We start from the raw sequence: 12,123 nt of genomic DNA on the forward strand, positions 1-12,123 counted from the left end.
ACGATCCGTTGTCCGGCCGGTCCTGGCCCATTGGCGGATGAGTGTGATCAGCGGAGGTCCTCCGCGGAAGCACCACAGGGCGATGACCGGGTCGCAAATGGCGCAGGCCATGGACGTGTTGTGTCCGAAGGGCAGGATCGGGTTGCCCTTGAGCCAGTGGGCCACGTCCCACGCGGTGTGCAGCAGCCAGCCGATGCCGATGAAGGTCCAGGATTCCAGTCCCCGGTAGGCGATGTACGCGGTGAGCGCGACGACCGGCAACTCCCACGGGCCGAAGCCGCCCCCGCTCAGATAGGCGGCGCCCGCCCCCGCCACCATGACCGCGTTGAAGCGGCGCCGGTGCGGCTCCCTGATCAGAGACATCACCAGGCAGTAGACGATGCCCACGATGATCGGCGATACGTAGATCATGACTGGCTGAACTCCTTCTGTCGGGCCGGGTCCTGACAGGCCTGGCCGAGTCGCCGCAGTGCGAGCAGTCCGCCGGCTCCCGGGACGACGGCGAGGGTCTTGGCGGCGGTCGTCGCTTCTTCCAGCCGCCAGGTCGCGATCACGACGAACAGGTAGGCGCAGCCGTGGGTGGGACCCATCAGGGATGAGACGGGTTTGAGGTGGACGGTGAACAGGTTGGCCAGCATGACGAGCAGTGAGATCAGCTCGGCATGAGCGGCGATGCGCAAGTGGCGCGGAGGTCGCAGGTGCATGGTCACACCCCTGTGGTGGAGCCGGGGCGGATGATCATCAGTACGGTGACCGTGGCCCAGAGCAGGTTGAAGGTGCCGGTGAGCATCGCAAGGCGCCCCGGTGCGAGAGGGGGTGCCGACGGCGGCGCGGCAGGACTCGTCGTCCCGGCCAGGGCGCGGTCCTGGGCGGGCAGGATCAGGAGGGCCAGGACTCCGGCGGCCGTCGCGGTCAGCAGGATCGAGGTGATCAGCCAGGTGTCGCCGAGGACGCCGAGGCTGCTGGCTGTGGCGAAGCCGAAGAGCGGGACGGCGATGCCGACGCCCGCGTAGACACGGCAGATGCGGTGCAGGGTGCGCAGGGTCGTTCGGGCGTCGCTGTCACCGTCGTCGCCGATGGCACGGCGCAGCGTCGCGGGGAACATGCTCGCGGCTACGGTGACCGGGCCGACGGCGATGATGGCGGCCAGGACGTGCAGGGACAGAAGGAGCTTGGTCACGCCCGGCGCTCCGGGGCGTGCTCCGAGGCGGTGCGGCGCTCGCCGGTGACCTTCGTGGACGGAAGGCGGCCCGCCTTGGAGGTGCCCTGGAGGGTGTCGCCGTCGACTGCCACGTCGAAGGCCAGGTTCAGCCGCATGGGCTTGGTGATGGCCTGCTTCCAGGTGAGCCGGTCGCCGTCGAGGGTGATGTCGCTGAGTGGTACGTCCTCGCCGGCTCCGTGGGCGGTGCCGGTCAGGATGCCGTCCTGCTCACGGAGTTCGACCACGGCCTTGATCTTGCCGATGGGGGTGGGGATGGACAGGTTCCAGGTGCCTTCGACCGACATGCTGCTGTTCTTCCTGACTGTGCAAGGAGGGTGGTGAGCGGCTGGGCCGCGGAGGGCCGGTTGTTCAGAGGGTGGTGGGCGTCGGGCCCTGGGGGCGCCACACGGTGCCGCGCCGCTCGTGGGCGAAGAGTTCCTCGACGGCATGTGCGACGCGGGGGCCCACCTCGCGTTCCAGTAGGTACAGGGCCAGATCGAGCCCGGAGGTGACGCCGGCGGCGGTGATCAGGTCTCCGTCGTCCACGATGCGGGCGCGGACCGCGTGGGCGCCGGTGGCGTCCAGCATGTCGAGGCCCAGGTGGTGGGTGGTGGCGTGACGTCCCTCCAGCAGGCCTGCCATGGCGAGGATGAGTGAGCCGCCGCAGACAGTGGTGACCGTGGTGCCCGGGTCGTCCATGGCCTGCTTGAGGAGTGCGGGGAGCCCGGTGGTCAGCGTGCGGCCCAGGAGCACCGGGATGGACTCGTCCTGCTTCCACTCGCGGGGGCCCGTCTCTTCTTCCGGCGCCTCACCGGGTTCGCCTACGCGGCCGGAGGCGCCGGGAACCACCAGCATGTCCGCGCGCTCCGGGTCGAGAGCGCCGGTGGCGCGCAGTGTCAGTCCGCCGGTGCCGCTGATCACCTCACGAGGGCCCTCCGCGGAGACCAGCTCGACGGTCACCGCGCCGTCCGACGCCGAGCCGCCGGCGTACAGCACCTCGTAGGGGGCGATGACGTCGAGCGGGTCGAAGCCATCGAACAGGACGACTTGGATGTGCATGGAGGTTCCTTCGGGTTGATCTCCATCGGATGCTCCGAAGTCAACCGGCTGTCACCGTCATCGCCCAGTGGCACTAGTGACAGGTTTCAACGGGATAGTGCCAAGGGGTGTCGGAGGGGCACGAGCTGCGGTGATGTAGGTGATGGGGAGTCGCCCGAGCACCTTGACCGGAGTCTCCGAGTCTGCGGAGAGGTAGGTTCTGGCCATGCACACCGTTGCCGTTCTCGCGCTGGATCAGGTGATCCCGTTCGACCTGTCCACCCCGATCGAGGTCTTCTCCCGGACCCGCCTGCCCGACGGGCGGCCCGGCTATCAGGTCCGGGTGTGCGCCGAGCGCGACGAGATCGATGCCGGAGCCTTCACCCTGCGCGCTCCCTGGGGTCTGGAGGGCCTCAAGGACGCGGACACGATCATCGTGCCGGGCGTGGCCGATGCCACTGCCCCGCTCCCCACCGCCGTACGGGACGCGCTGCGGTCGGCCGCCGCCGACGGCACGCGCATCGCCTCCATCTGCGCGGGCACCTTCCCCCTTGCCGCCACCGGGCTGCTCGACGGGCTGCGCGTCACGACCCACTGGTATGCGGCCGGGCTGCTGGCCGCCACCTACCCGGACATCGACGTCGACCCGGACGTCCTCTACGTCGACAACGGCCAGTTCCTCACCTCGGCCGGCGCGGCGGCGGGCCTGGACCTGTGCCTGCACATGATCCGCCGCGACTACGGCTCGGCCGTCGCCGCCGACGCCGCCCGCCTGTCGGTGATGCCCCTGGAACGGGAGGGCGGGCAGGCGCAGTTCATCGTCTACGACCACGCTCCCACGCCGCACGGCTCCGAACTGGACACGCTGCTCAACTGGCTACGGGAGAACCTGGCCCGCGACCTCACCCTCGCGGACATCGCCGAGCAGGCAGGGACCAGCACCCGAACCCTGATACGGCGCTTCAGCGACCAGACCGGCACCACCCCGCTCCAATGGCTCCACCGTGCCCGCATCCGCCAGGCACAGCACCTCCTCGAAACCACGGAGCACTCCGTCGAACGCATCGGCAGCCAGGTCGGCTTCGGCTCACCGACCGCCTTCCGCGACCGCTTCAAACGCACCACCGGCGTCAGCCCGCGGACCTACCGACGCACGTTCAGCTGAACCACTGACTCGAACTCGACGAGTTCACCTGTGCACTCCCGCAGGTGATTTCCGAAGGCGAGGTCGCTCAGAGCAGGGAAAGGAACATCAGGATCTCATCGCGGTCGTCGCCTGCACCGAGCCGGAGCGCGCCGGGCCATCGGCCGATCTCCTTCCAGCCGAGCCGCCCGTAGAACTCCTCCAGGCCCACACCGCCACGCGCGGCGAGGTGGAGTTGTTCCAGGCCCATCTCGTCCCTGGCGAGCCTGGACACCTCCTCCATCAGGGCACGTCCGACGCCCAGCCCCCGGAACGAAGTACGGGTTTGGACGTGATGGAGGGTCGTAGGCGCTGGACTCGGGGCGCGGTCACCGGCGGCTCGGTCGGTGACTGTGCCGGGGCGTACAGACGCCTCATGAGCCGCCGGGCCGCTCCGTCGACGAGCTCGGCTTGTCAGCGGGCGTAGGCCGGTCGGTGAAGACGACGAGGTGCCACCTGCCGCCCTCCCGCACCACGCTGAATGAGTCGTTCATCTTCTTGCCGGACCGATCCCTCATCGCCACCTTGGCCGATCCGACGTCCGGCCCCATGTCCAAGTCGATCCGGACTGCCGCGACCGAGAGTCCACGACCGCCCTTGGCCGTGAGGATTCGATGGGCTTCACGCCAGGCGCGGTGATCGTCAGGGACGCCACCCACTTCGATCAACCGGCCCGTGTCCCGGCCGTTCAAGGCTGCGACGTAGGAATCGACGACGCTGCGAGCTCCGTCCTTGCCGTCAGCAGCGCTTCCGGAGCTTCCCTCAGGGCTGCACGCGGACAAGAGCATCACGGCCAGGGCCACGCCTGCGGAGTGTCGCCGATTCATACCGTCTCCCCCGGGTGTCATGCGATGACTCACTGACGGTTTCAGTCACCGTGCACCCCGACGTGGTTCCCAGCAGACCAGTTTCCGGTCAGGGAATGGCTCGTTTCCTTCACCGATGGGCGGACAGCACTGCCGCGAGGCCCTCTTGCAGGTCCTTGACGAAGAACTCGGGTACCTCCAGCGACGGGAAGTGGCCCCCGGTTCCGGGCTCCCTCCATCGGACGATCTGCCGGTACCGCCGCTGTGCCCAGGGGCGCGGGCTCTTCTCCACGTCGCGGGGATACATCGTGAGCGCCGAGGGGACGTCGACCCGCAGTTCGGGGTCGAGGGAGTTGTGGCTCTCGTAGTAGATGCGGGCCGACGACGCGCCGGTCCGCGTCAGCCAGTACAGGGTGACGTCGTCGAGAATTCGGTCCCGGGAAATGGTCTCGAACGGGCTGTCTTCGGTGTCCGACCACTCGGCGAACTTGTCGAGGATCCAGGCGAGCAGCCCGACCGGTGAGTCGACGAGCGAGTAGCCGATGGTCTGCGGCCGGGTCGCCTGCTGCTTCGCGTACGCCGCACGGTGGCGCCAGAAATCGCGGGCTTCCTCGGCCCATTGGCGTTCGACCGCCGTCAGCGTGTCCGTCGGCAGGCCGGGCGGCGCCTCCGCGAACGTGGTGTGGATGCCGAGGACGTGCGCCGGGAACCTGCCGCCGAGGATCGTCGTGACAACGCCTCCCCAGTCGCCGCCATGGGCTGCGAACTTGCTGTAGCCGAGCCTCCCCATCAGCTCCACCCATGCCGCCGCGATCTTCTCGGTTCCCCATCCGGTGGCGGCCGGCTTGTCGCTGTAGCCGAAGCCCGGCAACGACGGGACCACGACGTGGAACGCCGGGGCGGCCGCGTCCTTCGGGTCGGCCAGCTCCTCCACTACGTCGACGAACCGGGCGATGCTGTCCGGCCAGCCGTGCGTCAGGATCAGAGGAGTGGCGTCCGCGCGCGCGGATCGGCGGTGCAGGAAGTGGATTCCCAGATCGTCGATGGTCGTGCGGAACTGGCCGATCCGGTTGAGGCGCTCCTCGAACGACCGCCAGTCGTACCCGGTGCGCCAGTAGTTCACCACGTCGACGAGGTCGGCGAGCGGAACCCCCTGTGCCCATCGGCGGGAGCCGGGCTCGGCGCGATGGACCGTCTCGGCCTCGGGCAGCCGCGCCGCGGCGAGACGCGCCCGCAGATCGTCGAGCTCGGCATCGGTCGCGTGGGCTTCGAATGCTTGCACGTCGCTGGTTGTACGGGTCATGAGACCTCCTGCCTCCTGGCCAACGCGGGACCGGCCGCGACTCATCGCGAACCGGTTATGACGGTTCTACCGCGCCTTCATGACCGCGCGCAACCGGCTAAGGTGGTTCCATGCGCACTGACTTCCCGGACTTCCGCCTCGGTACGGTGCTGGCCACCAGCTTCACCGGCACCCTGACGGAGCGTCATGGCGACGCTGTCGAGCGCATTCCCACGCCGCAGCGGCTCGTCGACTGGCTGGCGGTGAACGGCCTCGCCGTGGACTCCTGCACCGCTGTCCAGCTCGACCGCGCCCGGGAACTGAGGGAGTCGATTCACGCCGCCGCGACGGCGGCCGCGGTCCAGGACGCTCTCCCCGCGCCTGCCGTCCAAGTCATCAATGACTTCAGCGTTCAGGGTCGGGCCGCGGCGGTCCTGACGCCCGAGGGCAAGCGGCGATGGCGGCTCGGCTCGGCTTCCTGCGTCGAAGATGCCCTCGGCGTGATCGCCGCCGACGCGGTCAGCATCATCGCGGGCGAACGAGACGGAAAACTGGCCTTGTGCGCATCGCCGACCTGCCAAGCCGCCTTCTTCGACACCAGTCGGAGTCGCACCCGCAAATGGTGCGACATGAACACGTGCGGGAATCGCCAGAAGAAGGCGCGCTTCCACGCCAACCAGCGCAAGAACGCGTAGATCCAAAGATCAATAGATTTGTGTCATTATGCGGACGCGTCCCAGGCGAGAGGGCGACTGACTAGCGATTGCCAGGGGGTTGGGGATGGGTTCGGGAACGGCGTCAGACGGGTCGTCCAGGTCCGACGAGGAGTGGGAGCGGTTTCTGCGCGAGTCGGTGGCGGGTGCCGCCGATGCGCCCAAGGAGCCGTCGGCGCGCGCTCGCGACGTGGCGAACCGGTTGGCCGCGGGGCACGGCCGCGACCCGGAGGACTGGCGCAGTCACACGCCCGCACGGCCGAAGCGACGCACGGGCTGGTACGTGGCCGGGTCGTTGGCTTCACTGATGCTCCTGGCGGTGGCGCTCGCGCCGGGGCGCATGGCGGACCTGTTCGTCGGCGACGACGCCGACTCGTCGCCGATGGCGGCCGAGGCCGCCCGCCCCACGCAGGCGCCCCGGGCGCGGGCGGCCCAACAGCCCACCGAGCACGGGCCTTTCCGCGGCTCACCGGCGGAGAGCTGGGCGAACGGAGCGGAGGGCATCTCCGTGCCGAAGGCAAGGGCGGTCGGCTGGATGAGCGCGGCCGAGGTGGATCAGGCCCTCGCCCGTACCAGGGATTTCCTCGTCGCGTCCGGACTGGACCGCGAGGTGCTGCGGGGGGAACGCCCCGAGAAGGCGATCGCACTGATCAGCCCGCACCAGAAGGACGTCCAGGAATTCCTGCGAACCTCTTTCCGGAACCCGAGCGAGAAGAACGACCCCCTCCTCCTCTTCAGCCGTTTCCGGCCCTCCCGCACCCGCATCGTCGGCGACATCGTCAAGACCCGGGGCCGGCTCACCTACCGGGAGGGCGAGCGCGGCGCGCTCCAGGTGACCGCCGACGTCACGTTCGTCTACCCGGTCGCCCGCGCGGACGCGGGCGGCGGCGACGAGATCGTACGCACGATCGTCCGGCGCGAGCTGGTCCTGAACTGGGACGACCCCGACAAGGTGATCACTGAGCCGGGCACGTTCTCGATCGCCTCGTACAAGTACGACATGACCAACGGCGGTTGCGGTGCCCCCACGGGCTACTTCACCCCGCCCTTCGGCACGGACCGCCCGGCGGACGGGTCCGGCACGGAAGTCGACCCGTACGACCGCACCGCGCCGGTCGGACGGGGCGGCTTCTCCAAGGACGGGTGCGCGAGGGCCACGCGGTCCTAGCGGGAGTTCCCCGTTGACGGTCACCCGGCCGCCGGGCGCTCAGCCTCTTCGTGCTCTTCGTGTTCGCTGAATGAGGACGACCAAGCAGACGGCGGAGCAAGCCAGTCCCGCGTACAACAGGGGCGTACTCCAGAACCACACCGCTTCGGTGGCGTGGCCGCTGGTCCAGTGGCAGGTGACGGACGGGGGAAAGCCGTCCACGCTCACCGATGTCAGGCCATAGTCCCGCCCGACGTCCCTGTACACGCCGTCGCCGGTCTCATCCCCGCATACGTCGAGCGGGTTCGTGAAGGCGAGCCCGTAGACGGTTCCGGCCCCATAGGCGGCGATCGCCGCTGCGCCGCCGATCACGGCCCAGCGGGCAGGCCGCGAGGGCTTCCTCCGGGTCACCCACAACGCGTACGGGATCGTGCCGATGGCGAAGAGGAGGAGTGTGATCGCGAGCGGGCCGAACGACGCGAAGAGGGACACCATGCGTCCTGACGTTACTCGGGGCTGCGGCACCAGTGCGGAGGGGCGAACGCCCGCTCACCGAACGCCGCTCCTTCTCCCACGGAGATCCGTCAGAAGGGCGCTAGCCGTTACGTCCGCGGCCTCGGGCCACAAGCGTCGTGCCCGCGACCACGCATCCGATGGCCAGCACCTTGCCGGCTCCGTAATAGGCGGACCAGTCGTCGTCGTCCGTCTGCCCGCTCAGCAGCAACCACAGCAGCAGCGCCACGCCGACCACGACGAAGAACACGCCTCCCGGCCAGCCGAGACCGGCCCACCAGGGCTCATCGCCGGTGCGCGGGTCCTCGTCGCCCTGCCGCTCTCCGCCGTCCGCCTCGCCATCCCTCACCTGCTCCTCACCTGTTCCCTCCTCCTTGCCTTCGCCGGTCGCAGTGTGTTGATCGTTTAGAGATGAGGACGGAGTTCGCTCCGCAAAGGTTCCGGTCGGCTTGCCTCAGGTGAGCTGCTCGACGAGGGTTCCGAGGCGGCGTTCTCCCTCGCGGGTCTGAGCGCCTGCGGCCAGGGCGGCTATGCGGGCGGCCAGGGTGTCGACGACGTGGTCCAGCTCGGCGCTCGGCACGGCTCGGTTGACCCATCCGATCCGTTCCGCGGTCGCGGCATCGATCAACTGCCGGCCGAGAATGATCTCCATGGCGCGCGCGCGGCCGACGAGACGGGGCAGGTATGCGGTGCCGCCCGCGCCAGGGATGATCCCCATTCCGCACTCAATCTGTCCCAGACCGGCGTGTTCGAGCGACGCGAAACGCATGTCCATCGCGGACAGCAGTTCCGCACCGCCCCCACGTGCCAGACCACGCAGCTTGCCGATGGTGACCTGCGGCAGCGACCGAATGCGCTCGTGCAGCCGCATCCTCGGGTTCAGCGACAGGTCTTCACCGGGCGCGACGGGGAGTTCCCGGAACGACGCCGGGTCGTCGGCCATCGTCATGTCGCCGTGGGCGACGAAGAAGTCCGGGTCCGCGCTGTCGGAAACGATCACCCGGACGTCGTCGTTGCCGGACATCGACTCCGCGAACCGGTCGAGATCGAGCAGAAGGGCGGAGTCGAACAGGTTCAGCGGCGGGTTGTCGATCGCAATGTGGGCTACGCCGTCGGTGACGGAGACCGTGAGGGTCGCGGGAGCTTCGCCAGCATCTGCCCGCCGTCACGCCGAAGTCGTTGACCGCGTGCCTGCGGCGGCTGGAGCGCAACGGCGTGGTGCAGCGAGTGGTCCTGTCCACGGAACCGGAGGCGATCGAGTACCGCATCACCCGCCTCGGCCGGAGCCTCGAACCGCCGCTGCAAGCCATGCTGGGGTGGGTCGTCGACCATCTCGACGCGGTCGAAGCCGCCCGCACCCACTACGACGAGCGGCGTACGCACGGCTGACATCCCGTCACGTCGCCACGTTGCGTCGCACGCCACGTCGTCACGGTCGACGGCGGGAAAGCGAAAGCGTCACTCGGTCGGGATGCCGGTGTCGGCCGCCAGGCGTTCGAGGATGCGGGAGAGCGCCGCACGGTCCCCCGGGTCGAGCGCCGCCGTCAACTCTTCGTCGAGTGCCTCCGCGAGCTCGCCGGCCGCGCCGAGCAGGCGGACGCCGTGCGAACCGTTTCTCCGGGGCGCGAACGTGTTGGTGGCGGCCGCCTCGGCGGCGTTCGGCGCGCTGGCGCTGCTCGACCCCTCGGCATTCCCGGGTACCGGTGGCAGCGCGGATCCAGGACACTTCGCCGCGATGTACGGCGTCCGATCCCTGCTGATCGCCGCAGCGGTGACCTGGCTCGCCGTCGCCGGGCGTGACCTGTACCCGATGCTCCTGCTGGCCGGGGCCGTCCAACTCGCCGACCTCGCGATCAATGCCGGAACCCGCTCCCCCGCTTCACTCCCCGGCCCGGCCCTGTCCGCCGCCGTCCATCTCGTCTCGGCCTACCTCCTGCACCGGCGCCGACAGGGCGGGGGGTCGGACGGCGAGGCGCACGCCTGACTCGGGCCCCTCGAAGACCTCGCCGCGACGTGGTCGCGGTGCTAGCCTGGATAGCACCTAACACTGTTAGAGACGCGCTCCGCCGGTCTGCGGGACGCGATCAGGGCGCCGTTTACAGGGGGGTTACGTGACTGCCGAGGCATCCGCTCCGATCGGCCTTCCAGGAGGCCCCTACGATCCGCCACACGCCAGGGTGCTCTCCCTCGCCGCGGCGAAATGGGTGTCCCAGCCCCTTTCCGTACTCACCTCGCTGGGCGTCGCGGACGTCCTCGCCGACGGCCCGCTGCCCGTCGCGGAGATCGCCTCGGCCGTCGGCGCGCACACCCCAGCCCTGCACCGATGCCTGCGCGCCACGGCCTCGGTGGGTGTCTTCGAGGAGCACGCCGACGGCCGGTTCGGGCTGACGCCGATGGCCGACTGTCTGCGTCAGGACGCCTCGACTCCCATCCGCAACTGGGTGCTCATGCTCACCGAGGGCCCGATGTGGGACTCCTTCGGCCGGCTCATGGACACCGTGCGCACCGGGCGGCCCGCTTTCGAGGCCGCTCACGGCATGCCCCTCTTCGAGCACCTCGACAAGAACGTCGCGTTCCGGTCCGTCTACGAGGCCGCGATGGGCGAGCTCACCTCGGAACTCGCCGCCGAACTCGCGCCCGCCCTCGACTTCGGCGCGTACGGCACGCTCGTCGATCTCGGCGGCGGGGACGGCGAGTTGCTCGGCACGCTGCTTGCCAGGACTCCCGCCGTCACCGGCGTCCTGGTCGAGCGGCCGCACGTCATCGACCTCGCCCGCGAACGGCTCGACCGGCTCGGCGTCGCCGACCGGGTGCGCCTGGTGCCGGGCGACGCGACGGAGAACGTGCCGGCGGGCGGCGACGCGTACCTGATCAAGGACATGCTGCACTGCTTCGACGACGCCACCGCCCTCACCGTGCTCCGCAAGGTCCGTGAGGCAGGCGGCGACGGCGCCCGCCTCTTCGTCATCGAGGCCGTCGTGCCGCCCGGCAACGGCTTCCACTGGGCCAAGCTCATCGACATCGAAATGCTCGCCGACAACGACGGACGCGAGCGCGGCGAGGACGAGTGGCGCGAACTGCTGCGCGGCGCGGGCTTCACGCTGGAACGCGTCATGCCCGCGACCCCGCCCCAGTCGGTGCTGATCGCCCGGCCCGCCGACCCGGCCCGATGACCCGTACCGCGTTCATCCCCCTATCGAGGAGGTAACTCCCATGCGTGCACCGTGGAAGGGCGACCCCGTGGAGCGGGCCCGCAACCGCGCCCGGCAGCGCGTCCTGCAGAAGAAGCAGGACGAAGAGCAGGCCCGCAACCGCGAGCGCCAGGAACGCGAGCAGGCCGAGCGGGACGCCCGTCAGGCGGAACAGGACCGCCGAGGCTAGCCAGGACCGCCGCGGCCAGAGCGGCTGGGCCCGGCCGGGACCGGGATCAGGGCGCCTTGTAGGAGTCGCGTCCCGCGAGCCGGTCCCGCAGTCCGTCGAGCAACCGGTCGAGGCCGTAGTTGAAGCGCGCCTCGATGTCGGGGCGCGCGAGCCGGGCGCCGACCGCGACGACGTTCGGGTACTCCTGCGCGGACAGACCGGCGAGGCGCTCCCTGGCCGCCTCCAGGAACTCCTTGGGGTCGGCGCCGCGCGCCACGTCCGCGGAGAGCGGCGACGTCTCGTGCAGCACGAAGCCCTGGACGTACTGCGTCAGGGAGTAGAGCGAGTCCGCGGTGTCCTGGTCGTCGAAGCCCGCGCCGCGCACCACGCCGAGGATGACCTCCGCGTGCCGCAGGAAGTGCGGCCCCAACTGCAGGCGGCCCGCGAGGACCCGGCCCGAGTCCCGCTTGGACAGGAGGTACTTGCGGTACTCCTGCATCATCTCGCGCAGTCCGGTCTGCCAGTCGCCATCGTCACGCACATGGACATCCAGGCGCAGGTCGGCAAGCAGGGAGTCGGCGAGCAGGTCGAGCAGCTCGTCCTTGTTGCGGACGTACCAGTACAGCGAGGGTGCCTGGATGGACAGTTCGTCGGCGAGGCGGCGCATCGACAGGGCGTCGAGGCCGTCCCGCTGGAGTGTGCGCTGCGCCGCGGCGGTGACGGCTTCCAGCGTGATGGACGGTCTCGGCTGGCGCCGGGCCGTGTTGGCGGCTCGATGGCCTGGCATGCGCCAACCCCCTCCTGGTCCTCGGTTTCCCGGTCCGCTGATGTTCTCTAACCATGTTAGAGGAACGGGGTGGCCGGAAGTGCTTCCGGCCAC

Annotated in this window: 16 protein-coding genes and 3 pseudogenes; 7 read left to right on the plus strand and 12 right to left on the minus strand. The window is 69.8% G+C overall.

Annotation, left to right across the window (positions count from 1 at the left end; genetic code table 11):
- Nucleotides 1-3 precede the first annotated feature (3 nt).
- The 5 genes and pseudogenes from AC07DI_RS08425 to AC07DI_RS08445 all read right to left on the minus strand — a co-directional run.
- Nucleotides 4-411: pseudogene (locus AC07DI_RS08425) on the minus strand (DUF6010 family protein); the annotation flags it as partial.
- Nucleotides 408-704 carry a DUF3817 domain-containing protein gene (locus AC07DI_RS08430; RefSeq protein ID WP_478903075.1) on the minus strand — a complete coding sequence of 99 codons (297 nt, stop codon included), beginning with the start codon at nucleotides 702-704 and terminating at the stop codon, nucleotides 408-410. The gene AC07DI_RS08430 and the pseudogene AC07DI_RS08425, both read right to left, overlap by 4 nt.
- Nucleotides 705-706: 2 nt before the next feature.
- The gene (locus AC07DI_RS08435; protein WP_478903076.1) at nucleotides 707-1,180 is read right to left on the minus strand and encodes a hypothetical protein; all 474 of its coding nucleotides are present in this window, start codon (nucleotides 1,178-1,180) and stop codon (nucleotides 707-709) included.
- Complete coding sequence (locus tag AC07DI_RS08440) at nucleotides 1,177-1,506, minus strand: hypothetical protein (RefSeq protein ID WP_478903078.1); 330 nt, start codon at nucleotides 1,504-1,506, stop codon at nucleotides 1,177-1,179. Before AC07DI_RS08440 ends, AC07DI_RS08435 begins: the two co-directional genes overlap by 4 nt.
- Nucleotides 1,507-1,570: 64 nt before the next feature.
- Nucleotides 1,571-2,260 (minus strand): DJ-1/PfpI family protein, encoded by a 690-nt coding sequence (locus AC07DI_RS08445; protein WP_478903079.1) that lies wholly within the window; start codon nucleotides 2,258-2,260, stop codon nucleotides 1,571-1,573.
- 205 nt (nucleotides 2,261-2,465) lie between these two features.
- On the opposite strand from AC07DI_RS08445, the gene AC07DI_RS08450 reads away from it, so the two are divergent.
- Nucleotides 2,466-3,404 carry a GlxA family transcriptional regulator gene (locus AC07DI_RS08450; RefSeq protein ID WP_384256195.1) on the plus strand — a complete coding sequence of 313 codons (939 nt, stop codon included), beginning with the start codon at nucleotides 2,466-2,468 and terminating at the stop codon, nucleotides 3,402-3,404.
- A 67-nt stretch (nucleotides 3,405-3,471) separates the two neighbouring features.
- On the opposite strand, the pseudogene AC07DI_RS08455 reads toward AC07DI_RS08450, so the two are convergent.
- The 3 genes and pseudogenes from AC07DI_RS08455 to AC07DI_RS08465 all read right to left on the minus strand — a co-directional run.
- Nucleotides 3,472-3,726: pseudogene (locus AC07DI_RS08455) on the minus strand (GNAT family N-acetyltransferase); the annotation flags it as partial.
- A gap of 70 nt (nucleotides 3,727-3,796) precedes the next feature.
- The gene (locus AC07DI_RS08460) at nucleotides 3,797-4,225 is read right to left on the minus strand and encodes a hypothetical protein (RefSeq protein WP_478903080.1); all 429 of its coding nucleotides are present in this window, start codon (nucleotides 4,223-4,225) and stop codon (nucleotides 3,797-3,799) included.
- Between the two features lie 133 nt (nucleotides 4,226-4,358).
- Entirely contained in the window at nucleotides 4,359-5,531 is a 1,173-nt protein-coding gene (locus AC07DI_RS08465) for an epoxide hydrolase family protein (RefSeq protein ID WP_478903082.1), read from the minus strand.
- 110 nt (nucleotides 5,532-5,641) lie between these two features.
- Here AC07DI_RS08465 and AC07DI_RS08470 point away from each other — a divergent pair, with 110 nt between their 5' ends.
- Nucleotides 5,642-6,205: a CGNR zinc finger domain-containing protein gene (locus AC07DI_RS08470; RefSeq protein ID WP_478903083.1), complete on the plus strand. Its 564-nt coding sequence runs from the start codon at nucleotides 5,642-5,644 to the stop codon at nucleotides 6,203-6,205.
- A gap of 85 nt (nucleotides 6,206-6,290) precedes the next feature.
- Nucleotides 6,291-7,391, plus strand: coding sequence for a hypothetical protein (locus AC07DI_RS08475; RefSeq protein WP_478903085.1), 1,101 nt, complete (start codon nucleotides 6,291-6,293; stop codon nucleotides 7,389-7,391).
- A gap of 39 nt (nucleotides 7,392-7,430) precedes the next feature.
- On the opposite strand, the gene AC07DI_RS08480 is transcribed toward AC07DI_RS08475, so the two are convergent.
- The 3 genes and pseudogenes from AC07DI_RS08480 to AC07DI_RS08490 all read right to left on the minus strand — a co-directional run.
- Nucleotides 7,431-7,865 (minus strand): hypothetical protein, encoded by a 435-nt coding sequence (locus AC07DI_RS08480; RefSeq protein WP_478903086.1) that lies wholly within the window; start codon nucleotides 7,863-7,865, stop codon nucleotides 7,431-7,433.
- A 100-nt stretch (nucleotides 7,866-7,965) separates the two neighbouring features.
- The gene (locus tag AC07DI_RS08485) at nucleotides 7,966-8,232 is read right to left on the minus strand and encodes a hypothetical protein (protein WP_478903088.1); all 267 of its coding nucleotides are present in this window, start codon (nucleotides 8,230-8,232) and stop codon (nucleotides 7,966-7,968) included.
- Nucleotides 8,233-8,337: 105 nt separating this feature from the next.
- Nucleotides 8,338-8,985 (minus strand): annotated as a pseudogene (locus tag AC07DI_RS08490) (enoyl-CoA hydratase/isomerase family protein); the annotation flags it as partial.
- A gap of 77 nt (nucleotides 8,986-9,062) precedes the next feature.
- Here AC07DI_RS08490 and AC07DI_RS08495 point away from each other — a divergent pair.
- The 4 genes from AC07DI_RS08495 (at nucleotide 9,063) to AC07DI_RS08510 (ending at nucleotide 11,264) form a co-directional block, all read left to right on the plus strand.
- On the plus strand, nucleotides 9,063-9,272 hold the full coding sequence (locus tag AC07DI_RS08495; protein ID WP_478903090.1) for a winged helix-turn-helix transcriptional regulator: 210 nt from the start codon (nucleotides 9,063-9,065) through the stop codon (nucleotides 9,270-9,272).
- Nucleotides 9,273-9,513: 241 nt separating this feature from the next.
- Nucleotides 9,514-9,867: a hypothetical protein gene (locus AC07DI_RS08500; protein WP_478903092.1), complete on the plus strand. Its 354-nt coding sequence runs from the start codon at nucleotides 9,514-9,516 to the stop codon at nucleotides 9,865-9,867.
- Between the two features lie 127 nt (nucleotides 9,868-9,994).
- Nucleotides 9,995-11,056 (plus strand): methyltransferase, encoded by a 1,062-nt coding sequence (locus AC07DI_RS08505; protein ID WP_478903094.1) that lies wholly within the window; start codon nucleotides 9,995-9,997, stop codon nucleotides 11,054-11,056.
- Between the two features lie 40 nt (nucleotides 11,057-11,096).
- The gene (locus tag AC07DI_RS08510; RefSeq protein ID WP_384256171.1) at nucleotides 11,097-11,264 is read left to right on the plus strand and encodes a hypothetical protein; all 168 of its coding nucleotides are present in this window, start codon (nucleotides 11,097-11,099) and stop codon (nucleotides 11,262-11,264) included.
- 46 nt (nucleotides 11,265-11,310) lie between these two features.
- Here the strand turns inward: AC07DI_RS08510 and AC07DI_RS08515 are convergent, their stop codons facing one another.
- Nucleotides 11,311-12,030 carry a TetR/AcrR family transcriptional regulator gene (locus AC07DI_RS08515; RefSeq protein WP_478903097.1) on the minus strand — a complete coding sequence of 240 codons (720 nt, stop codon included), beginning with the start codon at nucleotides 12,028-12,030 and terminating at the stop codon, nucleotides 11,311-11,313.
- Between the last annotated feature and the right edge of the window lie 93 nt (nucleotides 12,031-12,123).

Source organism: Streptomyces sp. NPDC044106 (assembly GCF_056433985.1).